The sequence below is a fragment of the Naumannella huperziae genome (assembly GCF_054073625.1).
Window position 1 is genome coordinate 2,444,869 of sequence record NZ_JBSXPH010000001.1, and the last position, 23,571, is coordinate 2,468,439.

Annotated in this window: 22 protein-coding genes; 15 read left to right on the forward strand and 7 right to left on the reverse strand. The window is 70.8% G+C overall.

Annotated features, from left to right (window positions below; translation table 11 throughout):
• The first annotated feature begins 11 nt into the window (after positions 1-11).
• The 10 genes from ACXDC7_RS11595 (at position 12) to ACXDC7_RS11640 (ending at position 11,485) form a co-directional block, all read left to right on the forward strand.
• The gene (locus ACXDC7_RS11595; protein WP_179446237.1) at positions 12-623 is read left to right on the forward strand and encodes a DUF3000 family protein; all 612 of its coding nucleotides are present in this window, start codon (positions 12-14) and stop codon (positions 621-623) included.
• Complete coding sequence (locus tag ACXDC7_RS11600; protein ID WP_459222226.1) at positions 620-1,960, forward strand: HRDC domain-containing protein; 1,341 nt, start codon at positions 620-622, stop codon at positions 1,958-1,960. The genes ACXDC7_RS11595 and ACXDC7_RS11600 overlap by 4 nt, the downstream gene beginning before the upstream one ends.
• Position 1,961: 1 nt before the next feature.
• Complete coding sequence (locus ACXDC7_RS11605; RefSeq protein WP_459222227.1) at positions 1,962-2,483, forward strand: DUF1697 domain-containing protein; 522 nt, start codon at positions 1,962-1,964, stop codon at positions 2,481-2,483.
• Between the two features lie 60 nt (positions 2,484-2,543).
• Complete coding sequence (locus tag ACXDC7_RS11610) at positions 2,544-3,743, forward strand: thiolase family protein (protein ID WP_459222228.1); 1,200 nt, start codon at positions 2,544-2,546, stop codon at positions 3,741-3,743.
• Positions 3,740-5,893 carry a 3-hydroxyacyl-CoA dehydrogenase NAD-binding domain-containing protein gene (locus tag ACXDC7_RS11615; RefSeq protein WP_459222229.1) on the forward strand — a complete coding sequence of 718 codons (2,154 nt, stop codon included), beginning with the start codon at positions 3,740-3,742 and terminating at the stop codon, positions 5,891-5,893. The genes ACXDC7_RS11610 and ACXDC7_RS11615 overlap by 4 nt, the downstream gene beginning before the upstream one ends.
• A gap of 114 nt (positions 5,894-6,007) precedes the next feature.
• A complete protein-coding gene (locus ACXDC7_RS11620) occupies positions 6,008-7,726 on the forward strand; it encodes an ABC transporter substrate-binding protein (protein WP_459222230.1) in 1,719 nt (572 codons plus the stop codon).
• Between the two features lie 25 nt (positions 7,727-7,751).
• Positions 7,752-8,726, forward strand: coding sequence for an ABC transporter permease (locus tag ACXDC7_RS11625; protein WP_179446230.1), 975 nt, complete (start codon positions 7,752-7,754; stop codon positions 8,724-8,726).
• Entirely contained in the window at positions 8,723-9,682 is a 960-nt protein-coding gene (locus ACXDC7_RS11630) for an ABC transporter permease (RefSeq protein WP_459222231.1), read from the forward strand. Before ACXDC7_RS11625 ends, ACXDC7_RS11630 begins: the two co-directional genes overlap by 4 nt.
• Positions 9,672-10,553, forward strand: a complete 882-nt coding sequence (locus ACXDC7_RS11635; RefSeq protein WP_459222232.1) for an ABC transporter ATP-binding protein — start codon at positions 9,672-9,674, stop codon at positions 10,551-10,553. The genes ACXDC7_RS11630 and ACXDC7_RS11635 overlap by 11 nt, the downstream gene beginning before the upstream one ends.
• Positions 10,550-11,485: an ABC transporter ATP-binding protein gene (locus ACXDC7_RS11640; RefSeq protein ID WP_459222233.1), complete on the forward strand. Its 936-nt coding sequence runs from the start codon at positions 10,550-10,552 to the stop codon at positions 11,483-11,485. Before ACXDC7_RS11635 ends, ACXDC7_RS11640 begins: the two co-directional genes overlap by 4 nt.
• On the opposite strand, the gene ACXDC7_RS11645 is transcribed toward ACXDC7_RS11640, so the two are convergent.
• The 6 genes from ACXDC7_RS11645 to ACXDC7_RS11670 form a co-directional block, all read right to left on the reverse strand.
• Complete coding sequence (locus ACXDC7_RS11645) at positions 11,478-12,035, reverse strand: hypothetical protein (protein ID WP_459222234.1); 558 nt, start codon at positions 12,033-12,035, stop codon at positions 11,478-11,480. The genes ACXDC7_RS11640 and ACXDC7_RS11645 overlap by 8 nt on opposite strands.
• The gene (locus ACXDC7_RS11650; protein ID WP_459222235.1) at positions 12,032-13,153 is read right to left on the reverse strand and encodes a cytochrome ubiquinol oxidase subunit I; all 1,122 of its coding nucleotides are present in this window, start codon (positions 13,151-13,153) and stop codon (positions 12,032-12,034) included. Before ACXDC7_RS11650 ends, ACXDC7_RS11645 begins: the two co-directional genes overlap by 4 nt.
• A gap of 161 nt (positions 13,154-13,314) precedes the next feature.
• A complete protein-coding gene (locus ACXDC7_RS11655; protein WP_459222236.1) occupies positions 13,315-14,001 on the reverse strand; it encodes a response regulator transcription factor in 687 nt (228 codons plus the stop codon).
• A 3-nt stretch (positions 14,002-14,004) separates the two neighbouring features.
• On the reverse strand, positions 14,005-15,159 hold the full coding sequence (locus tag ACXDC7_RS11660; protein WP_459222237.1) for a sensor histidine kinase: 1,155 nt from the start codon (positions 15,157-15,159) through the stop codon (positions 14,005-14,007).
• A gap of 13 nt (positions 15,160-15,172) precedes the next feature.
• The gene (gene dxs, locus ACXDC7_RS11665; RefSeq protein WP_179446224.1) at positions 15,173-17,071 is read right to left on the reverse strand and encodes a 1-deoxy-D-xylulose-5-phosphate synthase; all 1,899 of its coding nucleotides are present in this window, start codon (positions 17,069-17,071) and stop codon (positions 15,173-15,175) included.
• Between the two features lie 99 nt (positions 17,072-17,170).
• On the reverse strand, positions 17,171-18,361 hold the full coding sequence (locus ACXDC7_RS11670) for an acyl-CoA dehydrogenase family protein (RefSeq protein WP_459222238.1): 1,191 nt from the start codon (positions 18,359-18,361) through the stop codon (positions 17,171-17,173).
• A 115-nt stretch (positions 18,362-18,476) separates the two neighbouring features.
• On the opposite strand from ACXDC7_RS11670, the gene ACXDC7_RS11675 reads away from it, so the two are divergent.
• The 4 genes from ACXDC7_RS11675 to ACXDC7_RS11690 all read left to right on the forward strand — a co-directional run bounded on the left by ACXDC7_RS11675 (position 18,477) and on the right by ACXDC7_RS11690 (position 22,134).
• Positions 18,477-19,238, forward strand: a complete 762-nt coding sequence (locus ACXDC7_RS11675; protein WP_459222239.1) for a metallophosphoesterase — start codon at positions 18,477-18,479, stop codon at positions 19,236-19,238.
• Positions 19,239-19,247: 9 nt separating this feature from the next.
• Complete coding sequence (locus tag ACXDC7_RS11680; protein ID WP_179446221.1) at positions 19,248-19,661, forward strand: HIT family protein; 414 nt, start codon at positions 19,248-19,250, stop codon at positions 19,659-19,661.
• Positions 19,658-20,506 (forward strand): neutral zinc metallopeptidase, encoded by an 849-nt coding sequence (locus ACXDC7_RS11685; RefSeq protein WP_459222240.1) that lies wholly within the window; start codon positions 19,658-19,660, stop codon positions 20,504-20,506. Before ACXDC7_RS11680 ends, ACXDC7_RS11685 begins: the two co-directional genes overlap by 4 nt.
• Positions 20,507-20,661: 155 nt before the next feature.
• Positions 20,662-22,134, forward strand: coding sequence for an alanine/glycine:cation symporter family protein (locus ACXDC7_RS11690; RefSeq protein ID WP_459222241.1), 1,473 nt, complete (start codon positions 20,662-20,664; stop codon positions 22,132-22,134).
• 20 nt (positions 22,135-22,154) lie between these two features.
• On the opposite strand, the gene ACXDC7_RS11695 is transcribed toward ACXDC7_RS11690, so the two are convergent.
• A complete protein-coding gene (locus tag ACXDC7_RS11695) occupies positions 22,155-23,078 on the reverse strand; it encodes an aldo/keto reductase (RefSeq protein WP_459222242.1) in 924 nt (307 codons plus the stop codon).
• A gap of 62 nt (positions 23,079-23,140) precedes the next feature.
• On the opposite strand from ACXDC7_RS11695, the gene ACXDC7_RS11700 reads away from it, so the two are divergent.
• Positions 23,141-23,506, forward strand: coding sequence for a MerR family transcriptional regulator (locus ACXDC7_RS11700; RefSeq protein WP_459222243.1), 366 nt, complete (start codon positions 23,141-23,143; stop codon positions 23,504-23,506).
• Positions 23,507-23,571 lie beyond the last annotated feature (65 nt).

Here is a 23,571-nt window from a genome sequence, read left to right on the forward strand (position 1 = left end):
GGCTGGGGCAGGTGGCGGCGATCAACGGCAGTGAGGTGACGCCCGCGGCATTCCAGCGGGCCTGTGCGGAGCTTGCCCGGGCGACCTGGCGCGCCGAGGTGCGCATCGAGGACATGCCGGCGCCGCAGCGGATCGCTCCGCACGCCGTGGCGATCAGCGCCGATGTGGTCCGGCCGGACGCACCCGGCGGCGAGGAGGCCGACATCGCCAACGGCCGGCTGATCCTGCTGCACGATCCCGCGGGCAACGGCGCCTGGGACGGCACCTTCCGGCTGGTCACCTTCGCCCGGGCCGAGATCGACGCCGAGATGGTCGCCGATCCCATGATCAATCCGGTCGGCTGGTCCTGGCTGACCGAGCCGCTGGAGAGCCGCGACGTGCGATTCACCAACCCCAGCGGCACCGTGACCAGCGTGTCGAGCCAGTCCTTCGGGCAGCTCGGCGACGAAGAATCCCGTGCCGAGATGGAGATTCGCGCGTCCTGGACGCCGCTGCTCGATGACGGCGCGGGGCTCGCGCCGCACCTGGCCGCCTGGCAGGACCTGCTGTGCACCATGGCGGGCCTGCCCCCACTGCCGGAGGGCGTCGTGATGATCACCGACCGCCGCCGCGGGGCGCGGTGAGCACGGCTCCGGACGCACCGGGCGCGTCGACCGCCGACGAGGCCCCCACCGCCGCCGCCGAGCCCGACGACACGACCAAGCCCGACGACACGACCAAGCCCGACGACACGGCGGGCGAGGATGCCCCGCAGCTCCCGCTGCTGGCCGAGCCGGCCGACGGCGTACCCGCCGTCGTCGACACCGACGCCGCGTTCGCCGCCATGCTGGAATCGCTGGCGGGCGGCACCGGGCCGGTGGCGGTCGACGCCGAACGCGCACAGGCCTACCGCTACTCCGCGCGCGCCTACCTGCTGCAACTGCGCCGGGCCGGCTCGGGCACCCATCTGGTCGACCCGTTGCCGTTCGCCGAACGGGACTGGGCGGGGCTCGGCGGCGTGATCGGCGACGCGGAATGGGTGATCCATGCCGCCTCCCAGGACACCCCGTCCCTGGCCAAGCTCGGACTGGTGCCGTCGCGGCTGTTCGACACCGAGCTCGCCGGCCGGCTGCTGGGCAAGCCGCGGGTCGGTCTCGGCGCGCTGATCGAGGAGACCTTCGGGCTGCGGCTGGCGAAGGAACACTCGATGGCCGACTGGTCGGCGCGCCCACTGCCGGAGGCATGGCTGAACTACGCGGCCCTCGACGTCGAGCTGTTGGTCGAACTGCGGGACCGGCTGACCGAACAGCTCGCCGCGGCCGGACGCACGGTCTGGGCCGAGCAGGAGTTCGCCCACCTCGCCGCGCGGGCGGCCGTGCCGGCCGAACCGCGCACCGATCCGTGGCGACGCACGGCCGGGATCCATCAGTTGCGCACGCCCGCGCAGCTCGCCGTGGTACGCGAACTCTGGCTGACCCGCGACGAACTGGCGCGCCGCTACGACAAGGCGCCCGGCAAGATCGTCGCCGACAAGGCCATCACCGAGCTGGCCGCCGATCGCCGCCCCGGGCGCGCGGCGCTGCGCGGCGTCGACGGCTTCAAGCGCAGGATGGCCCGCCGGTTCGAGACGAACTGGCTGCAGGCGATCGAGCGTGCGCTGGCGCTGCCCCCCGCCGAGCGACCGCCCGTGAGGGTGAAGAGCGATGCATTGCCGCCGCCGCGCAGTTGGGCCCGCAGCCGCCCGGAGGCCTATACCCGTTGGCTGGCCGCCCGCGACGCGATCAATGCGCTGGCCGGCGACCTCGGCGTACCGGCCGAGAACCTGATCACTCCCGCACACTGGCGCCGGGTCGCCTGGGCCCCGCCCGAGCCCGCCGACGCCACCGCCATTGCCGCCCAACTGGAACAGCTCGGCGCGCGACCCTGGCAGCGCGACCTGGTTGCACCGGCGCTCGCCGCGGCCTTCGAACGGGCCGACTGAGGTGTCCGGACGCACCTACGCTGCGCTGCTCCGCGGCGTCAGCCCGATGAATGCGCCGTCCGCCGCATTGCGCGAGGCCTTCGAGGCGGCAGGCTTCGCCGACGTGCGCACGGTGATCACCAGCGGCAATGTCGTCTTCACCGCCGGCGCGCGACTGTCCCCGGCGACCATTCGCCGCCGGGCCGAGGACGCGCTGGAGGAGCGGCTGGGCCGCCGGTTCCTGACCATCCTGCGCCCGATCGAGGCCCTGCGCGGGCTGCTCGCCGCCGACCCGTGGCAACAGTGGCCGGTGCCGGACGGCGCGAAGCGGGTGGTCACCTTCTTCCTCGCGGAGCCGGAGACGGTGCCCGAGCTCCCGCTGGCCCGCGCCGGCGCCACGCTGTACGCCGTGCGCGGCGCCGAGGCGTACTGCGCCTACGTGCCGAGCGCGCGGGGCGGGGAATTCATGGGCGTCATCGAGCGGACACTCGGCAAGGACATCACCACGCGGACCTGGGACACCGTTCGCCGCATCGCACGCTGACTCCGGCGGATCGCCGGCACCGCTTCCACTCGGAAGTTACCAGCAGGTAATGTTGCCCGCATGCCACGTGAATCCCGCGATGTCGTCTTCGTCGACGGCGTGCGCACCCCCTTCGGCAAGGCCGGCTCCCTGTACGCCGAGACCCGTGCCGACGACCTGGTGGTGGACTGCGTACGCGAACTGCTCCGCCGCCACCCCGAGCTACCACCCGAACGGGTCGACGATGTCGCGATCGCCGCGACCACCCAGACCGGCGACCAGGGTCTGACCATCGGCCGCACGGTCGCGCTGTTGTCCGGACTGCCCCGGTCGGTCCCCGGTTACGCCATCGACCGGATGTGCGCGGGCGCGATGACCGCCGTCACCACCACCGCGGCCGGGATCGCGTTCGGCGCCTACGACGTCACGATCGCCGGCGGCGTGGAGCACATGGGCCACCACCCGATGGGCGAGGGCGTCGACCCGAACCCACGCTTCCTCGCCGAGCAGCTCGTCGATCCCGAGGCGTTGATCATGGGCAACACCGCCGAGAATCTCCATGATCGTTTTCCCGAGATCACCAAGGAGCGGGCGGACGCGTTCGCCGTCGCCTCGCAGCAACGGGTCGCGGAGGCGTACGCCGCCGGGGTGATCCAGCCGATGCTGGTGCCCGTCGCCGCGCGCAGCAGCGAGCTGGGCTGGGGGCTGGCGACCGCCGACGAGCCGCCCCGCCCCGACACCACCCTCGAGGGACTGTCCGGGCTGAAGACGCCGTTCCGCCCCCACGGACGGGTCACGCCGGGCAATGCCGCGGGCCTGAACGACGGCGCGACCGCCTGCCTGCTCGCCTCCGCCGATGCGGCACAAGAGCTCGGTCTGCCGGTCGCCATGCGGTTGGTGGGGTACGCCTTCGCGGGCGTCGACCCGGAGGTGATGGGTGTCGGGCCCGTGCCGTCGACCGAGAAGGCGCTCGCCCGGACCGGCCTGAGCATCGACGACATCGGCGCGTTCGAGATCAACGAGGCCTTCGCCGTGCAGGTGCTGGCCTTCCTCGATCACTTCGGCATCGCCGACGACGATCCCCGGGTGAACCCCTACGGCGGTGCCATCGCCCTGGGCCACCCGCTCGCCAGCTCGGGCGTACGGCTGATGATCCACCTGGCGAAGACGTTCGCCGACCGTCCCGACATCCGCTACGGCATCACCACCATGTGCGTCGGCCTCGGCATGGGCGGCACCGTGATCTGGGAGAACCCGCACTTCACCGGAGGCGACAAGTGAGCGAGAGCACCGTGACCGACGAGATCCTGTCCGGGCCGGCGCTGGACGACGCGCTTGCCCTGGCCGCCGAGCAGACCACCGACGAGGTCGTCACGCACGCCCTCAGTCGCGACGTCGCCCTGCCGGGCGGCGCCGGCACGCTGGTGTTGATCACCCTCGACAACGGATTGGACCACAACCGGCCGAACACCTTCGGCCCGGCCGGCCTGACCGAGCTGAACGCCGCCATCGACGCCGCCGCCGCGCGCACCGACATCGTCGGCATCGCCGTCACCGGCAAGCCGTTTATCCTGGCCGCCGGCGCCGACCTCTCCCAGGTCGGAAAGATCACCGACCGCGAGCAGGCGAAGCTCGTCGCCCGGATCGGGCACGGCGTGTTCGACAAGCTGCACGCGGTGGAGGTCCCGACGTTCTGCCTGATCAACGGGCTCGCCCTCGGCGGCGGCCTGGAGATCGCGCTGCACTGCGACTACCGGACGATCAACGCGGCCGCTCCGGCACTGGGTCTGCCCGAGTGCTTCCTCGGCCTGCTGCCCGGCTGGGGTGGGCTGTGGCTTCTCCCGCACCTGATCGGCGCGCCGGGCGCCACCAAGGTGATCATCGAGAATGCGCTGAGCCAGAACCGGATGTTGAAGGCGCCGCAGGCCCACCAGCTCGGCATCGCCGACGCGATGTTCGAGGGCGCGGACTTCCTGGAGCGTTCGCTGGACTGGGTTGCCCGGGTGATCACCGGCGAGGTGACCGTGCAGCGGCGCGCCGTGGACACCGGCCAGGAGTGGTCCGACGCGGTCGCGAAGGCGCGGGCGTTCGCCGACTCCAAGGTCGGCGGCGTGGCCCCCGCCCCCTACCGTGCGCTGGACATCCTGGCGGCCAACGCGACCCGGGATCGGGCCGCCGGGTTCGCCGCCGAGGACGACGGGCTGGCCGATCTGATCATGGGCGACGAGCTGCGCGCGGGGCTGTACGCCTTCGATCTCGTCCAGAAGCGCGCCAAGCGCCCCGCCGGGGCCCCGGACAAGGCGCTGGCCCGCAAGATCACCAAGGTCGGCATCGTCGGAGCCGGGCTGATGGCGAGCCAGTTGGCGATGTTGTTCGCGCGGCGGCTCGGCGTACCCGTCGTGATGTCCGATCTCGACCAGCAGCGGGTGGACAAGGGCGTCGGCTATGTGCACGGCGAGATCGACAAGCTGCACGCCAAGGGCCGCCTGAACCCGGACAAGGTCAACCGTTACAAGGCGTTGATCTCCGGCACCACCGACACGGGCGATTTCGCCGACTGCGACTTCGTGATCGAGGCGGTCTTCGAAGAGCTCGGGCTGAAGCAGCAGATCTTCGCCGACCTGGAGAAGATGGTCTCCGCCGAATGCGTGCTGGCCACCAACACCTCCTCGCTGTCGATCACCGAAATGGCGTCTGGCCTGAGCCATCCCGAGCGGGTCGTCGGCTTCCACTTCTTCAATCCGGTCGCGATCTTGCCGCTGCTGGAGATCATCCGCGGGCGCGACACCGACGACGCGACGCTGGCCACCGCCTTCGCCGTGGCCAAGCAGTTGAAGAAGAACGCCGTCCTGGTTGCCGACGCGCCGGCGTTCGTCGTCAACCGGGTGCTCACCCGGATGCTGTCGGAGATCACCGCGACCCTGGACGAGGGCACCGACTTCGAGGTCGCCGACCGCGCGCTCGCGCCGCTCGGCCTGCCGATGTCGCCGTTCGTGCTGCTGCAACTGGTCGGCCCGGCCGTTGCGCTGCACGTCAACGAGACCCTGAACGCGGCATTCGGCGATCGGTTCCCGGTCTCGCAGAATCTCCGGGGACTCGTCGAGGCCAAGCGGTCCGGCATCTACGACTACGACGACCAGGGCCGGCCCTTCGTCTCCGACGAGACGCGCGCCCTGTTCACGGTCGGCGACCAGCCGAGCACGGAGGAGCAGGTCCGCACGCGGGTCGAGGACGCGCTGGCCGACGAGATCAGACGAATGCTGGACGAGGAGGTCGTCGCGGACGCCCGCGACATCGACCTGTGCCTGATCCTCGGCGCGGGCTATCCCTTCCACCTGGGCGGGATCACGCCGTACCTGGACCGCTCCGGGGCGGCCGAGCGCGCGACCGGGCGGCGGTTCGCCGAGCCCGGGGTGGCCTCCCTCGCCTGAGCCGGCGGACGGCGTCCATGATCCGGACGCCGTCCGCGGCCGGACGCGGGAGTCCTACGTTTCCAACTGGCTCAGTGGCGCACTGGGTGCCGGACGTCCCAGGAGTCGGAACAGATGAGAACGAAGCAGGGTCTGGTCGTCGTCGCCGCGGCGCTCGCACTGGCGCTCCCGCTCGGCGCCTGCGCGGCCACGGCGGAGGACAGCCCGACGGCTCCGCAGGCGGATCTGACCACCCTGCGGGACGAGGTGATCCCGGCCACCGATCCGGGCCGCAGCCCCGCCAACGCGAACCGCCGCACCGACACGTTCGTCTCGATGATCCTCAAGCCCGGCGGGGTCTTCCTGCCCGGCTTCTACGAGAACGGCTGGGACGGCAACGCGATCGTGCCGATCTTCGCCTCCCTCGTCGTGCGCGACGAGTCCGGTCAGCCCAAGCCCGACCTGGCGGAATCCTGGGAGATCTCGCCGGACAACCTCACCTACACCTACCACCTGCGGGACGGGCTGACGTTCAGCGACGGCTCGCCGCTGACCGCCGATGACGTCGCGTTCACCCTGACGGTGCTCAACGACCCCGCGTACTCCGGCTACATCGACTTCTCCGACATCGTGATCGCCGGCACGGACGAGTTCCGCAACGGCGACGCTCCCGGCCTGTCCGGGATCACGGTCATCGACCCGCGCACGATCACGATCACCACCGAAAGGCCCAATCCGCTCGCCCTGACCATCCTCGGCGGTCCGGTGATCTCGAAGGCCCATTACGGCAAGGGGTACGCCAAGGGCAAGCTCGACTACCTGCGCGACCTGTACGCCAAGCCGCTCGGCGCCGGGCCCTACCAGCTCGACCGGTTCGTCGAGGGCCAGGAGGTCCGGTACACGGCCAACCCGCACTACTACGGCGGCCAGCCCCCGATCGCGCACCTGATCTACAAGGTGTTGCCCAGCACCGACGCGGCGCTGCAGAACTTCCAGAACGGCGACATCGACCAGGGCGGGTTCGGCAGCGATCCGGCGGTCATCGACGAGCTGAAGGAGCTCGGCTACGCCACGATCAACACCCGGGTGATCCCCGACATCGGCCAGATCTGGGTGAACAACTCGAACCCGGCGCTCGCCCCGACGCAGGCCCGCCAGGCGCTCAACTACGGCCTCGACCGGCAACAGATCGTCGACGCCAGGTTCAAGGGGCTCGGCCAGGTGGCCGACACCTACGCGGCGCCGCCGCTGTGGTCGTACACGACCGAGGGTGTGACCCGCTACGACTTCGACCCGGACCGGGCCGGCCAGTTGCTGGACGAGCTGGGCTGGGTCCGGGGCGCGGACGGGATCCGGGAGAAGGACGGCAAGAAGCTGACGCTGTCCTACATCACCACCAAGCCGGACGATCCGGTGATCCCGATCGGCGAACAGAACTACACCGCGCTCGGCATCGATTTCGTCCCCGAGGTGCTCGACTCCAACACGGCGTTCGCGCGCTTCAACTCGGGCGACTACGACCTGGCCGGGTTCCGCACGGAGGGGCTCGCCGACCCGGACGATGCCGTGCGCGAGTTCGGCACCAACGACCCGAACATCAACCTTTCCCGCTACCGCAATCCCGAGGTCACGCGGCTGGTCGCCGCGGGGGTCGGCACCTTCGACGAGGCCGAGCGCAAGAAGATCTATGCCGAGCTCTACCAGCGCCTCAGCGAGGACCCGCCGACCATCCTGCTCGACTACCGCAAGTCGATCTCGGCGTACAACGCGCGGGTGGAGGGCGCGGACGCCTTCCGGACCGGCGGCGAGGACGCGGCGCAGGCGCTCGCCAAGTTGAAGATCAGGTCGAGCTGAGCGCGCCCGGCCCGACCGCTCGGCGATGATCGGCTACCTGACCAGGCGCCTCGCCACGATGCTGGCGCTGCTGTTCGGCGTGTCCGTGCTGGTGTTCTGGCTGTTCGCGCTGATGCCGGGCGATCACTTCTCCGGCAACCGATCGCTCACCCCGCAGCGGGTCGCGGAGCTGCGGGCGCTCTACGGGCTCGACCAGCCGGTCGTCGTGCGCTACGGCATCTGGCTGCGCAACCTGTTCCGCGGCGACCTCGGCTACTCCCTGGAGTACAACCGGCCGGTCGCCGAGGTGCTCGCGCCGCTGCTGTGGAACTCGTTCCTGGTGGCCTTCGCCGCGTTCGTGCTCACCTGGCTGATCGCGCTGGTCACCGGCGTGCTCGCGGCGACCCGGCAGTACTCGTGGTTCGACCGGCTGGTCACCGTCGCGCTGTTCGCCTCGCTGTCGGTGCCGTCGTTCTTCCTCGGGCTGATGATGATCAAGATCTTGGCCATCGACCTGCAACTGTTCCCGGCCGGCGGGATGCTGGACACCGGCAGTCTGACCAGCGGGCCCGCGCGGGTCGTCGAGATCGTGCACCACCTGGCGCTGCCCGTCGCGATCCTGACCTTCCTCGGCGCGGGATCGCTGACCCGCTACTTCCGCTCCGGCATGCTCGAGGTGCTGCGCGCCGACTTCATCCGCACCGCCCGGGCGAAGGGTCTCGGCGAGCGGGCCGTGGTGTTCTCCCACGCCCTGCGCAATGCGCTGCTGCCGGCCATCACCCTGCTGGCCTTCGAGCTGCCCGCCCTGTTCTCCGGGGCGATCATCACCGAACAGATCTTCAACTGGCCCGGCGTCGGCCGGCTGCAGATCGAGTCGGTGCAGACCCGCGACTACGACGTGCTGATGACACTCACCATGCTGCTCGCGCTGCTCACGGTCGTGGGCAGCTTCCTCGCCGACGTGTTGTACGCCGTGGCCGACCCGCGGATCCGGCTCGTGGCAAAGGTGCGGCACGGATGACCGAACAGCACCTGCCCCTGCTCGCCACCGCGCCGGCCCCCGCCGGCGCTCGCCCGCCGCGGCCGGTCCGCTCACGTTCGCTGTGGTCGCAGGCCATCGGGCGATTGCTGCGGACCCCCATCGCCGTCGTCGCGCTCGCCGTCCTGGTTCTGATGTTGTTGTTCTGCTTCGTCGGGCCGCTGATCTCTCCCTACACCGGCGACGAGATCAATCTGCGGATCGCCGAGCACGTCCCCACGATGGACCACTGGCTGGGCACCGACGACTACGGCCGCGATGTCGCCACCAGGCTGATGCTCGCGGGGCGGATCTCACTGACCATCGGCCTGGCGTCCATGCTGCTCTCGCTGGTGCTCGGCGCGGTGCTGGGGATCGTGTCCGGCTATTTCCGCGGCGTGCTCGACCTGGTGTTGATGCGGCTCGCCGACCTGCTGATGGCCCTGCCCGGGCTGCCGCTGCTGATCGTGCTGGCCGCCTTGTTGTCGGAGTTCAAGGTCGCACCGGAGACCCGGATCTACCTGGTGACCGTGCTGCTCAGCCTGATCGGCTGGCCGAGCATCGCCCGGCTGGTGCGGGGACAGGTGTTGTCGCTGCGCGAGGAGCCGTACCTGCGGGCCGCCGAGGTGCTCGGGCTGAGCACCCGCTCCAAGCTGTTCCATCACCTGCTGCCGAACGTATTGCCACTGCTGATCGTGGTCGCCACCCTCAGCGTCGCCTCCGGCATCCTGAGCGAGTCGGCGCTGAGCTTTCTCGGGCTCGGGGTGATGGCCCCGAGCGCCTCCTGGGGAAACATGATCACCGCGGCGAACAATCTGATCGACTTCCGGCAGCACTGGTGGCTGTGGGTGCCGCCCGGGATGGCGCTGTTGATCACGGTGGCGGCGATCAACGTGCTCGGCGACCGGTTGCGCGACGCGTTCGACCCGCGGAGTGGGGGTGGCTCGCGTGGCCGATGAGGAACCCCTGCTGACGGTGCGCGGGCTGCGAACGGAGTTCCCCGCGCCCGGCGGGACGCGCGCAGTCGTCGACGATGTCGGCTTCACCGTGCGCCGTGGCGAGGTGGTCGGCCTGGTCGGCGAGTCCGGCTCCGGCAAGAGCGTCACCGCGATGTCGCTGATGCGGCTGGTCGCCGAGCCGGGCCGGATCGCGGGCGGGAGCGTCCGCTTCGCCGGCCGCGATGTGCTCGCGTTGCGGCGCAGCGGACTGCAACGCCTGCGCGGCGGCGACATCGGGATGATCTTCCAGGAGCCGATGCACTCGATGAATCCGGTGTTCACCATCGGCCGGCAGGTGATCGAGACGTTGCGCGCGCACGAATCGATCGGCCGCCGCGAGGCCTATGACCGGGCCGTCGAATGGCTCGATCGCGTCGGATTGGCGCGTCCCGACCGGCTGATGCGCAGCTACCCGCACGAGCTGTCCGGCGGGATGCTGCAGCGGGCGATGATCGCGATGGCACTGTGCTGTCGCCCGCGGCTGCTGATCGCCGACGAGCCGACGACCGCGCTGGACGTCACCATCCAGGCGCAGCTCCTCGACCTGCTGCTCGACCTGCGCGACGAGACCGGGATGGCGATGCTGTTCATCACCCACGACCTCGGCGTCGTGGCCCAGGTCGCCGACTCGGTCCTGGTGATGTACGGCGGACGGATCGTGGAGCGCGGCGACGTGTTCTCGATCTTCGACGATCCGCAACATCCCTACACCGACGCTCTGCTGCGGACCAAGCCGGTGCTCGGTCAACGGCTGGACCGCCTGCCGACGATCTCCGAACAGGTACGCGAGGCGACGCTGCGCGGCCCGGCCGCCGAGGAGCCCGCGTCGTGACCGGCTCCGACGCCCCGCTGATCGAGGTCACCGACCTCGTCAAGCACTTCGGCGATCGCGGGTTCGGCCGCCGCCGCGACCAACTCGTCCGGGCGGTGGACGGGGTCAGCCTCACCGTCGCCGACGGGGAGCTGGTGGGGCTGGTCGGCGAATCCGGCAGCGGCAAGACCACCCTCGGCCAGACGGTGCTGCGGATGCACGAGCCGACCTCGGGCTCGGTGCGGTTCCGCGGGACCGACCTGTCCGGGCTGTCGCGCCGCGAGCTCACCCGGCTGCGGCCCCGGATGCAGTACATCTTCCAGGATCCGTTCAGCGCCCTGAATCCGCGGCTGCAGATCGCGGACGCGATCGGCGAACCGCTGCTGCGGCACGGCCGCGCCACCCGCGACGACGTGCGGGATCGGGTACGCGAGGTACTGGCGCTGTGCGAGATGGGCCCGGACAGCCTGGACCGCTTCCCGCACGAGTTCTCCGGCGGCCAGCGGCAGCGGATCGTGATCGCCCGCGCGATGGCGCTCGAACCGGAGTTCGTGGTCGCCGACGAGCCCGTCTCGGCGCTCGACGTGTCGATCCAGGCCCAGATCATCAACCTGTTCAGCGACCTGCGCGAACAGCGCGGCACCGCGTTCTTGTTCATCTCCCACGATCTCGGCGTGGTCGATCACCTGTGTAATCGGGTCGCGATCATGTACCGCGGCGTGATCGTCGAGTCCGGCACCCGCGACCAGTTGTTCGACGACCCGGCCCACCCCTACACCCGCGAACTGCTGGCCGCAGTGCCGACCCCGGATCCGCGGCGGCGCCGGCGCGGTGAGCGTCGCCCGCGCCGCGAGTGGGACCTGCCCGCCGCGCCCGGTGCGCCCGCCTGGCGCGATGTCCCGCTCACCGACCTCGGCGACGGGCACCTCGTCGCGCTGCCCGAGCTCAGTTGACCCGCGCGTCGGCGGCCGGCCGGGCGCCCTCGGCCCACCGGAAGTAGGAGGCCGGCGGCAGCCGCACCAGCCCGACCTGGATCACCAGGCCCGCCACCAGCACCGGCAACAGGACGAACCCGAGCAGATCGCCGGGCGGGCCCGCGTCCGGCGGGCCGGTGCTCACGAGCGCGGCGACCAGCGCGACCCCGAGCACTGCCGCGCCGACGACCTGGGCCGACGCGCCGACCGCGATCAGCACCCGCGCCGGCAGCCCCGGCCCCAGCCGGGGACCGGTCCACAGGAACAGGTCGCGCACCATCCAGCCCGCGATGTAGGCCACCGCTCCGCCGCCGGCGGCCGCCAGCAGCGGGTGGGCGAGATCGGGATAAACGCCGTTGACCATGCCGATCACGGCGATCACCCACGCCTCGGTGCCCAGGAAGACCGAGCCGAGGCGGGTCAGCCGGGCGGCGCCACCCGGGGCGGGCGCGCTCAGGCAGACCAGGATCGTCCGCCCCTCGGCGAGCACGGCCAGCACCACGGCCGCGGCGACGATCACACTCGTCATGATGCGACGACCGTCGTCGGATGACCGCGCAGGACCCGGCGGAAGACCAGCCACGCCACCGCCAGCGTGCCCGCGGAGAGCACCGCGAAGACCACCGCGAGGGTCAGCATGGCCGGCGTACCGATCGGACTGGCCGCCTCCTGCACGGTGACCCGCCCCACGATGAACCACGGCTGGCGGGAGAGCTCGCGATAGATCCAGCCGATCAGCAGGACCGGCATCGGCACCCACAGCCCGATCCGCAACAGGGCCAGCCATCGTTTGCCGCGGAAGATCGCCCCGTTCAGGGTGAGTGGCCCCAGCACGAACCAGGTCAGCAACCAGATCGCCAGCCCGGTCAGGATCATCACGCCGACGAGCGCGTGCAGCCAGTCCGGCTCATCGGTCGGTACGCCCTCGGGGCGAGCCGCGTCGAACTGCGCGAACCCGGCGACGGCCAACGGCGGACTGGCCAGCGCCGCGATCCCGACCCCGATCCGGATCAGTCGGCGACCGGGCACGCTGAGCGGGTCCGTGCGCAGCCAGTTCGCCCCGAAGGTCGCACACCAGAAGGCGCCGATGATCAACGAACTGGCGGCGATGTGGATCAGCGGCCAAACCGCGGCCGGCCGGTCCACCAGTGCCCAGAAGGCGGCGGGCGTGAGCTGCGGCGTCGGGATCGGGTCGTGCAGATAGGAGTTCGCGGTGACGATGAAGATCATCGACGCGTACGCCGTGATCGTGATCCCCCAGAAGACGGCTGACTGCAGCCAGAGCGGGATGATCTTGCGCCCGGCCAGCCAGACGCCGAGCAGCGTGGACTCCAGGAAGAATGCGACGACCGTCTCCAGTGCGAGCAGGCCGGCGATCGGCCCATACTCGTCGGTCCCCGGGCCGGTCCACAGCATCGCCATCTGCAGCTCCATCACCAGCCCGGCGACGATGCCGATGCCGTAGTTGGCCACATAGATCCGGGCGAGCAGGTCGATGATCGGCGTGGGTTGCCGACGGCCGCGGAGCGCGGAGAGCGTCGACAGCACCGCGATGATCGGGGTCAGGCCGAGGGTGGTGGCGACGAACAGGTAGTGCACCGATGCCGTGGTCGCGAACAGCAGTCGGGCGATGGTCAGCTCAGCCACGGGCGAGTGGGTCCGGGTTGCGCGTCATGACGTCCATCCTGCGCCCGGCAACACCGGCCACAACAGCGGACATGATCAACAGTTGCGCAGCCCGGAAGCGATGCCGGGCATTGATCCGGATCAACCCCGGTTCGTTCCGCGGTCCGACCCGGCGGCGCTGCTCAGACGAGTCCGCCGGCGTGGGCCAGCACGACCAGCGCCACCCGATCGCGGCAGTCCAGCCGGGTCAACAGCTTGCTGACATAGGTACGCGCGGTGCCCGGACTCAGCGACAGTTGTGCGGCGATCTCGTCGTTGGACAGGCCGCGCCCGACCCAGGCCAGCATGTCGCGCTCGCGCCCGCTGAGCCCGGCGATCCGCCGCTCGGCCTCGGCCGCGCGGGCACGCCCGGCGAGGGCTCGTCGGACCACCAACCGGGTGGCGGCAGGATCGAGCACCGCCTCCCCGGCGTGCGCCCGGCGTACCGCTGCGTGCAGCTCGGCCGGCTCGAGGTCCTTGCGCATGAATCCCGCGGCGCCCGCCTCCAGCGAGTCGAACAGCAACTCGTCGCTGTCGAAGGTGGTCAACATGATCACCGGCACTGCGGCTGTGTCGTCGCGGGCGCGGAGCGCCTGCAGCGCCCCGATTCCGTCGAGCACCGGCATCCGGATGTCCATCAGCACGACATCGATCCGCCCGCCGTCGGCCGCACGCAGCGCCTCCAGCGCCTCCACTCCGTTCGCGGCTTCCGCGGTGACCACGATTCGATCGCCGCGGTCGTCCCCCTCCGCACCGAGCTCGAGCAGCGCCCGGATGCCGGCCCGGACCATCGCCTGGTCGTCGACCACCAGTACGCCGATCTCGCTCACCGATCAATCCTCACACGGATAGCTGGCCGCCACCTCGAACCGGTCCGGCTCCGCCGAGATCGTCACCTCGCCGTTGACCAGGATCGCCCGTTCGCGCATCCCCGTGATCCCGGACCCGGGTTGCCAGTCCGCCGCCGCTCCCCCGTCGTCGACCACCCCGACCCGCAGCCGGCCGGGCTCGCGAACGATGGCGATGTCGACCCGCCGGGCGCGCGAGTGCCGCTGGACGTTGGTCAGTGCCTCCTGGACCAGCCGGGTCGCGCTGGCCTCGACCAGCGCGCCGACCGATCTGAGCTCTCCGCTCCGGGTCAGGGAAACCTCGGTCCCGGCTTCGCGCAGCGCCTCGATCGCCACCTCCACATCGGCGAATCGCGGCACCGGAAGCCTGGACCGCTCCAGCGGTGAGCGGAGGATCGCCACGACCTGGTCGACATCGCGGCGGGCGCCGCGCGCGACGCTTCTGATCATGTCCAGGGCGGCCCGGGCGCGCTCGCCGTCGGTGCCCAGCACCGCCCGGGCGATGCTCGCCTGCTGCGCGATGATCACCAGCGCGTGGCCCATCCCGTCATGGATGTCGCGGCTGACCCCGCGCCGCTCGGCCTCCACCCGTGCCTCCACCTCGCGCTCGTGCACGGTACGCTCCAGCGCGATCCGCCGCCCGAGCTCTGCGTGCCACCGGTTGCGGAAGAGCAGCGCATCGCCGACGGCGAGGCCGCCGACCAACACCGCGGCGTCGGTCAGCAACTGGTTGCCGAGGATCTGTGATCCCTGACCGAGCGCGAACAGGCGTACCCCGAAGGCCACCAGCAACAGGCCGGCGCCGACGATCGCGGCCGCCCGGACCCGGCCGCGCTCGGCGGCATTCACCACGGCCGGCACCAGCAGGATCGCGAACCCGATCGGCGGCCGGCCGGTGGCGTAGTAGCCGAAGAGCAGCGCCGCGGAGATCACGAGCGCCGCGACGGGCCAGCGCCGGCCGGCAAGGAGCAGCACAGCTCCCATGCCCGGGGCCAGCAGCCAGGCGGCCCAGGTGATCGGCAGGTCGCCCGGCCGGGCCGAGACACTGACCAGGTTGATCGCCGTGAAGATCGTCCCCGCCGCGACCAGCGCGATCGTCAGCCAGCGGGCCTGGGGCGCCGCCGCGGCCCTCCCCCGCACCCGGTACGCCCGCTCAGCGCAGGGGCGCGACGGGATCGGAGTCGCTGCTGCTGATCGCCTCGACGGCGTACCTGGCGATCTCCTGCGGATTCAGCCCGCAGTCCTCCAGCAGCTCATCGCGCGAGGCGTGATCATGGAACTGCTGGGGGATCCCGAACTCGCGCAGCGGGACCGTCACGCCGGCGCGGCGCAGCTCCTGGGCCAGACGCGACCCGAGCCCGCCGACCTCGCCACCGTCCTCGATGCTGATCACCAGATCGTGGCGGGCGGCCTCGGTGATCAGCGCCCGGTTCACCGGCAGCGCCCGGACCGGATCGATCACGGTGGTGCCGATGCCCTGATCGGTCAGCCGCGATGCGACCTCGGTCGCCACCCGGCACATCGGGCCGTAGGCCACGACCAGCACCCGGGCGTCGGCCCCGCGTACCAACACGTCCATGCCCTCGTGCTGCTCCACCGCCGGCAGCTCCTCCGGCACGCCACCGCGCGGGAACCTGATCATGGTCGGCGCGTCGGCGATCTCCGCCGCCGCCTCCAGCGCGCCGGTCAGGCGGACCGCATCCCGGGGCGCCCACAGCGAGAGCCCGGGCACCAGGCCGGCGATCGAGGTGTCCCACATGCCGTGGTGGCTCGGCCCGTCGGGGCCGGTGATCCCGGCCCGGTCGAGGACGAAGGTCACCCCCTGGCGGTGCAGCGCGACGTCCATCAGCAGTTGGTCGAAGGCGCGGTTCAGGAAGGTCGAGTAGATGGCCACCACCGGGTGCAGGCCGGCGCTGGCCAGGCCCGCGGCCGAGGTCACCGCGTGCTGCTCGGCGATGCCGACGTCGAAGGTCCGCTCGGGGAACTCGTCGGCGAAGCGGTGCAGTCCGGTCGGATAGAGCATCGCCGCGGTCACCGCGACGACGTCCGCGCGGCGCCGGCCCAGGTCGAGCATCGCGTCGGCGAAGACGCTCGTCCAGCTCTGCGTCGTCTTCGACGACAACGGCGCACCGGTCACGGCGTCGATCTGCCCGATCGAGTGGAACTGGTCCTCCACATGGTCCTCGGCGGCCTTGAACCCGCGACCCTTCTGGGTCCGGACGTGCACGATCACCGGGCCGCCGAAGCCCTTTGCCTGCTGCAGCGCCTGCTCGACCGCGCCGATGTCGTGGCCGTCGATCGGCCCGACGTACTTCATGTCCAGGTCGGCGAACAGGCCCTGCGGCGCGAGCACATCCTTCAGTCCGGCCTTCATGCCGTGCAGCCACTCATAGGCGGTCCGGCCGATCCACGGCGTACCCGAGATGCTGCGGCGGACCAGGTCCAGGACGTCTTCGTAGCGGCGGTCGGTACGCACCGCGCCGAGCGCCTGCGCGATCCCGCCGACCGTCGGGGTGTAGGACCGGCCGTTGTCATTGGCCACGATGATCAGTGGCAGGTCGGGATCGGCGGAGATGTTGTTCATCGCCTCCCAGGCCATCCCTCCGGTGAGCGCCCCGTCGCCGACGACCGCGACCACGGTGCGATCCTCGCCGCGCAGCCGGAAACCCTTCGCCATCCCCTCGGCCCAGGACAGTCCGGCCGAGGCGTGCGAGTTCTCGACCCAGTCGTGCGGGCTCTCCGCCCGGCTGGGATAGCCGGCCATGCCGCCGCGCTGGCGCAGGGTCGGCAGGTCTCCCGTCCGGCCGGTGAGCATCTTGTGCACATAGGCCTGGTGCCCGACGTCGAAGACGATCGGATCGTTCGGGGAGTCGAACACCCGGTGCAGGGCGATGGTCAGCTCGACCACGCCGAGATTCGGCCCGAGGTGGCCGCCGGTCCGGCTGACCGCATGGATCAGCGTGCCGCGAATCTCCTCCGCGAGCCGCTCGAGCTCGCGACCGTCGAGGTCGCGCAGGTCCTGCGGTCCGCGGATGCGATCGAGAAACGACATGACGACCAGTCTAGGAGCGCTCGCCACGCTCCGTGTGCAGTACGCATCGAACGACGGTCCCCGATCCGTTCCCGATGCCCACGAGCGGCGCGACCGACATCAGCGGAAGGCCGACTCCCCGGTCAACGCCTGCCCGATCACCAGCGTGTGCATCTCCGGGGTGCCCTCGTAGGTCAGCACGGACTCGAGGTTGTTGGCGTGCCGCATCACCGGATATTCCAGCGAGATGCCGTTGGCGCCGAGGATGGTACGCGCGGTGCGGCAGACCTCGATGGCCGCGCTGACGTTGTTCAGCTTGCCGACGCTGACCTGTTCCGGGCGGAGCCCGACCTCGTCCTTGCGGCGTCCCAGGTGCAGCGCGAGCAGCGTACCGGTCCAGACGGCGAGCGCCATGTCGGCGAGCTTGGCCTGGGTGAGCTGGAAGCCGGCGATCGGCCGGTCGAACTGGCGGCGCTGCTTGGCGTAGTCCACCGCGGATTCCAGCGCGCTGCGCGCCGCGCCCATCGCGCCCCAGACGATCCCGTAGCGGGCCTCGCTGAGGCAGGACAGCGGGCCCTTCAGCCCGCGTACCTCCGGCAGCACCGCCGAGTCCGGCAGCCGCACGTCGGACAGCACGATCTCGCCGGTGACCGACGCCCGCAGGGAGAGCTTGTGCTTGATCTCGGGCGCGCTGAAGCCGGGCGTGTCGGTCGGCACCACGAAGCCGCGGATGCCGCCGTCGGCCTCCCCGGCGTTGGCCCAGACCACCGCGACGTCGGCGATCGGCGCGTTGGTGATCCACATCTTCGCGCCGTTCAGTACCCAGTCGCTGCCGTCGCGCCGCGCGCGGGTGGTCATCCCCGCCGGGTCCGACCCGTGGTCGGGCTCGGTCAACCCGAAGCAGCCGATCGCCTCGCCCGCGGCCATCCGCGGCAGCCACTCGTTCTTCTGCTCCTCGCTGCCGAACCGCCAGATCGCGAACATGGCCAGCGAGCCCTGCACCGACACCAGCGAGCGCAGGCCCGAGTCGATCGCCTCCAGCTCCAGGCACGCCAATCCGTAGTCCACCGCGCTGGCACCGGCGCAGCCGTAGCCCTCCAGGTGCATCCCGAGTACGCCGAGCGCGCCCAGCTCCTTGGCCAACTGACGCGCCTCCGGCAGCTCGCCCCGCTCGTACCACTCCGCGATGTCCGGCAGGACCCGCTGCTCGCCGAAGCCGCGGACGCTGGCCGCGATCGCGCGCTCGCTCTCGCTGAGCTGCGAGGCGAGGTCGATCAGGTCCAACGGGTCGGTGGTAGTCCTGCTGCTCACGAGGGTGCTCCTTCTGCGTCATGCCCGGCTGCGTCGTGCCCCGGCGGGTGCGGTGCCCGGTCGGGGTCAGCCTACGGGGGCGCGGATCGCGCGGGCCGGTGGCTAAGCTCGGCCCGTGACCCTCATCGTGCAGGTCTCCGACACCCACTTCGACAACAGTCCCGCCACCGCGCAGCGCAATGCGCGGGTCTGGGACTACCTCGAGGCGCTGCCGTTCGATCCCGAGCTGGTGCTGCACACGGGCGATGTCACCGATCACGGGCTGTCCAACGAGTACCGGGAGGCGGCGCGCCGGGTCGCCGGGCGGCACCGGGTGGCGGCGATCCCCGGCAACCACGACCGGCGTACCGACTTCGCCGAGGGGCTGCCCGGCCTGACCGCCGATTCCGATCCGGCCGGCCCGCTCGACCTCGCGGTCGAGCTGGCGGAGCTGACGGTGATCGCGTTGGACTCGACCGTCCCGTCGGCCGACGGCGAGCGAATCGACCACGGCCATCTGGCGGAGTCCTCGCTGATCTGGCTGGACCGCCAGCTCGCTGCCCGCCCCGCCGGGCGGACCGCGCTGGTCGCGCTGCATCATCCGCCGGTCGCGCTCGGGCACCCGACCATGGACGCGATCCGCCTGGACAATCCGGACGATCTGGCCGACGTGCTGAACGCGCACCGCGACATCGCCGGCATCGTCTGCGGGCACGCGCACACCGCCACGGCGGCCACCTTCGCGGGGCTGCCGGTGCGGATCGCGCCCGGTGTGGCGTCCACGATCACGCTGGAGGGCGAGCCCGGGGAGCTGCTGAACCGCGATCTGCCGCCGGGCTTCGCGTTCCACGAGGTACGCCCGGACGGCACGTTGATCACCCAGTTCCGCCATCCGTGAGCGCGTCCGATGGACCTCTTCTGCAAGATCATCGCCGGCGATGAACCCGCCGAGATCATCGCCCGCGACGAGCACACCATCGCGTTCCTGGACCACCGGCCCGTGTTCGCCGGCCACACGCTGATCTGTCCGGTACGCCACATCGACACCCTGCTGGAGCTGCCGCCGGCCGAGATGGAGCCGCTGCTCGCCGCGGGCCAGCGCATCGCCCGCGCGCTCGGCGACGGGCTCGGCGCGCAGGGTACGTTCGTCGCGATGAACAACGTGGTCAGCCAGTCGGTGCCGCACCTGCACCTGCATGTGGTGCCGCGCACCAAGGGGGACGGGCTGCGCGGGTTCTTCTGGCCCCGCACCAGGTACGCCGACGGCGAGGCCGCGGAGGTCGCCGCCCGGATCCGGGCCGCGCTGCCGGGAGCGGAATGACCCGGCGCCCGCGGGCGCTCGCCGCGCTCGCCGCGGCCGTCGGGCTGGCCCTGATCCTGCTCGGGTTCGCGATCCGGCCGCCCGCGCCCGGCCCGCCCCCCGACAATGCGCCCGCGCCCGAGGTGAGCATCGAACACGACGGCGGCCGACCGGACGGGGAGTCCGGCGGCGAGACCGGGTCGGAGCGGTCGGCGCCGACGCTGGATGAGCGGCTCTACTCGGCCGGCGCATTGCCCGCCGTCGACTGCCCGCGGCCCGCGGTCGGCGATACGTCGGCAGACGGGTTGCGCGAGTTCGCCGAGAATGCCGTCGACCGCTGCCTGATGCCCGCATGGTCGCCCGCGCTGCGGCGGGTCGGCGTACGGCTCGATCGGCCGGTGATCAAGATCGTCACCACCGCCGAGGCGAGTTCCCCGTGCGGCCCGATGAGCAGCAAGAACCTCGTGCTCGCGTTCTACTGCACCGACAACGCGACGATCTATCTGTTCACCGACGGGGCGCGGCGCTATGCCGAGCGGGCGGACTGGCTGCCGATGGCGGTGCTGGCCCACGAGTTCGGACACCACGTGCAGCAGGCCACCAACAGTTGGCCGGTCGACGACGCCGCCTCGACCGGGGCATTGCGGCGTACCGAACTGCAGGCCGAGTGCCTGGCCGGCGTCTGGTTCGCCGAGGGCAAGGACAATATTCGCGACTTCACCCTCGGGCCCGTGCTGGGCCGCTACGTCGGCAACGAGACCCACGGTTCGGTGGAGAGCCGGCGGCGCTGGTTCCGCGCCGGATTCGAGTCCGGCGACCCCGACGCCTGCCGCACCTACACGGCGCCCGCCGACCGGGTGGGCTGAGGCCATCCGCGGCATGTGCGGCAGCAGAGGGCCAACCCCGCCGTCGTGTCGTCAGTTATCGCCCTCCACACGCCCCACCGGGCGGCGATACCTCACGGCGAGATCGCCGAGCGGGCGGGTGGACCCGGCACACCCGGTGGCCTAGCGTGCTGGTCATGGACGCACTCGAGAGCATCATCGGCGATGTCGGCGACACCTTCTGGACGTGGCTGGTTCTGCCGGTCGTGGTGCTGCTCGGCATCTACTTCACCGTACGCACGGGGGTCGCGCAGATCCGGTTGCTCCCGGCGATGATCAAGACGCTCGGCAACAAGACCCCGCCGGACGCCTCGGGCAAGGCGCAGTCCATCAGCTCCTTCCAGGCCTTCACGGTCTCGGCCGCGTCGCGGGTCGGGGTCGGCAACATCGCCGGCGTCGGCACGGCGATCGCGCTCGGCGGCCCGGGCGCGGTGTTCTGGATGTGGCTGATGGCGGCGATCGGCGCCGCATCGGCGATCATCGAGTCCACGCTGGCGCAGGTCTACAAGGTCAAGGACGAGCCGTTCGGCTTCCGGGGCGGTCCCGCCTACTACATGGAGAAGGGCATCGGCAGCCGAGCGATGGGAATCGCCTTCGCGATCGTGCTGGTGATCTGCTTCCCGTTCGCGTTCAGCTCGTTGCAGGCCAACACCATCGCCGACGCGGTCACCTCCGCGGCCGGCGTCGAGGGGATGGGGATCAACCTGGGCATCGGCCTGGCGCTGGTCGTGATGACCGGCCTGGTGATCTTCGGCGGCCTGCGCCGGATCGCCAACATCACCGACAAGATCGTGCCGGTGATGGCGCTGCTCTATCTGGGCGTCGGGATCGTCATCGTCGCGATGAACATCGAGAACGTGCCGGGCATGGTGGTCGCCATCGTCCGGGACGCGTTCACCCCGAACTCCGTGACCGGCGCGGCCGTCGGCACGGTGATCCTGCTCGGCGTGAAGCGGGGCATGTTCTCCAACGAGGCCGGCCTCGGCTCGGCACCGAATGCCGGCGCGAGCGCCGCGGTCACCCATCCGGTGAAGCAGGGCCTGGTGCAGTCGCTCGGCGTCTACTTCGACACCATGATCGTCTGCTCGATCACGGCGTTCATCATCCTCTCCGCCACCCCGGATCTGAGGGGTGCCGGCGAGGGCATCGCGCTGACCCAGAATGCGATGATCAACAACCTCGGACCCTGGGCCGGCGTGTTGCTCGCGGTGATCATCTTCCTGCTGGCGTTCAGCTCGATCCTCGGCAACTACTACTACGGCCAGTCCAACATCGAGTTCATCACCGGCGAGAACCGCTTTGCCCTGACCGCCTACCGGATCCTGGCGCTGCTGGCCGTCCTCGGCGGTGCGCTCGCCTCCGCGTCGCTGGTCTGGACCATCGCCGACCAGATCATGGGCGTGATGGCCCTGATCAACCTGATCGCGCTCGCGCTGCTCTCCGGGGTCGCGTTCAAGCTGCTGAAGTCCTACACGGATCAGTACCGGCGCGGCGAGGACCCGATCTTCACCGTGCAGGAGTTCCAGCCCAAGGGCGACGTCTGGTTCTGGCAGGACGAGGAGCAGGTCACCGGCTACCCGCCCAAGGGCGCTCCGGTCCGCCGACGCTGACCCGCCACCCCCTCGTGTTGTCAGTGGTCCTCGCCCGGATCCCGTCCGCCCGAGGCCTCCTCGATCCGGCGTACCTGCTCGGCGGTCAGCTGCACCTCAGCGGCGCCGAGGTTCTCCTCCAGATGCCGGATTGAGGTGGTACCCGGGATCGGCAGCACGTTGGGCGCCCGGTGCAGCAGCCAGGCGAGAGCCACCTGGGAGCCGCTGGCCCCCAGCTCACGCGCGATCTGATCAAGGACACTGCCGGCCCGCGCCAGATCCCCGATGGCCAGCGGAAAGTACGGCAGGAAAGCGATTCCGAGGTCGGCCGCGTGATCGATCACCGGGTCACTGGTGCGCGCGGAGAGGTTGTATGCGTTCTGCACCGACGCGATCGGCGCGGTCGTTCGTGCCTCGTCGAGCTCAGGAACGCTCACCTCGGACAGGCCCAGGTGGCGAATCTTTCCGGCGATCCGGAGCTCGTCGAGCGCGCCGACCTGCTCGGCGACCGGGTACGCCGGGTCGAGGCGATGCAGCTGCAACAGGTCGATCGTCTCGACCCGCAGCCGGCGCAGGCTCAGCTCCACCTGTTGTCTGAGATACGCCGGGTTGCCCGCCGGCACCCACTCGGTCGGCGAGGGCCGGGTGATGCCCACCTTGGTGGCGATCGACACGTCCTCGGGATAGGGGTGCAGGGCCTTCGCGATCAGCTCCTCGTTCTCACCCAGTGCGTAGGCGTCGGCGGTGTCGATCAGCTGGACGCCGAGCTCCACTGCCCGCCGCAGCAGGGTGATCGCGTCGGCCGGGTCGGCGGCGGCTCGCCAGATCTGGGCGCCGGCCTGGGTGCCGTCACCGGTGGCGTCGGTGAGCCGCATCGCGCCGAGCCCGATCCGGCGTACCCGAAGATGGCCGCCGATCCGGAAGAACTCATCGACGGGCTGTGTTGCATCATCAATAGCGGTCATGAAACCGAGGCTAGGAGCTGACGTCAGCGTCAGGTGCAAGCCGGTTCGGAGAGGATCTTTCGATGACAGATCGGCACAACCGAACGATCAGCATCGGTGAGCTGGCCGCGCACACCGGGCTCAGCGTCCGAGCCGTGCGCTACTACGAGCAGCACGGCCTGCTGCCCGCGGTCCGCACCAGCGCCGGTCACCGCCGCTTCGACCCGGAAGCGGCCGAGACGGTACGCCGGATCCGCCTCTTCCGGGATGCCGGCCTGCCGCTCGCGATCGTGGCCCGGGTGCTGCCCTGCTTCGAAGGCGGCGACCGACTGGCCTCCTGCGTCGCCGACTATCTCGACGAGCACATGGATTCCTTGGCTCGGCGGATGGAAGAACTGGACGAGCAACGCGGCACCCTGCAGAGACTGCAGGAGCTCGTCGTCGCCTAGGTGTATCTGTCGCCCGCGGCGGCCGTGGCCACACCCTCCTTGTCGTCAGTTGTCGCCGCCCGGAC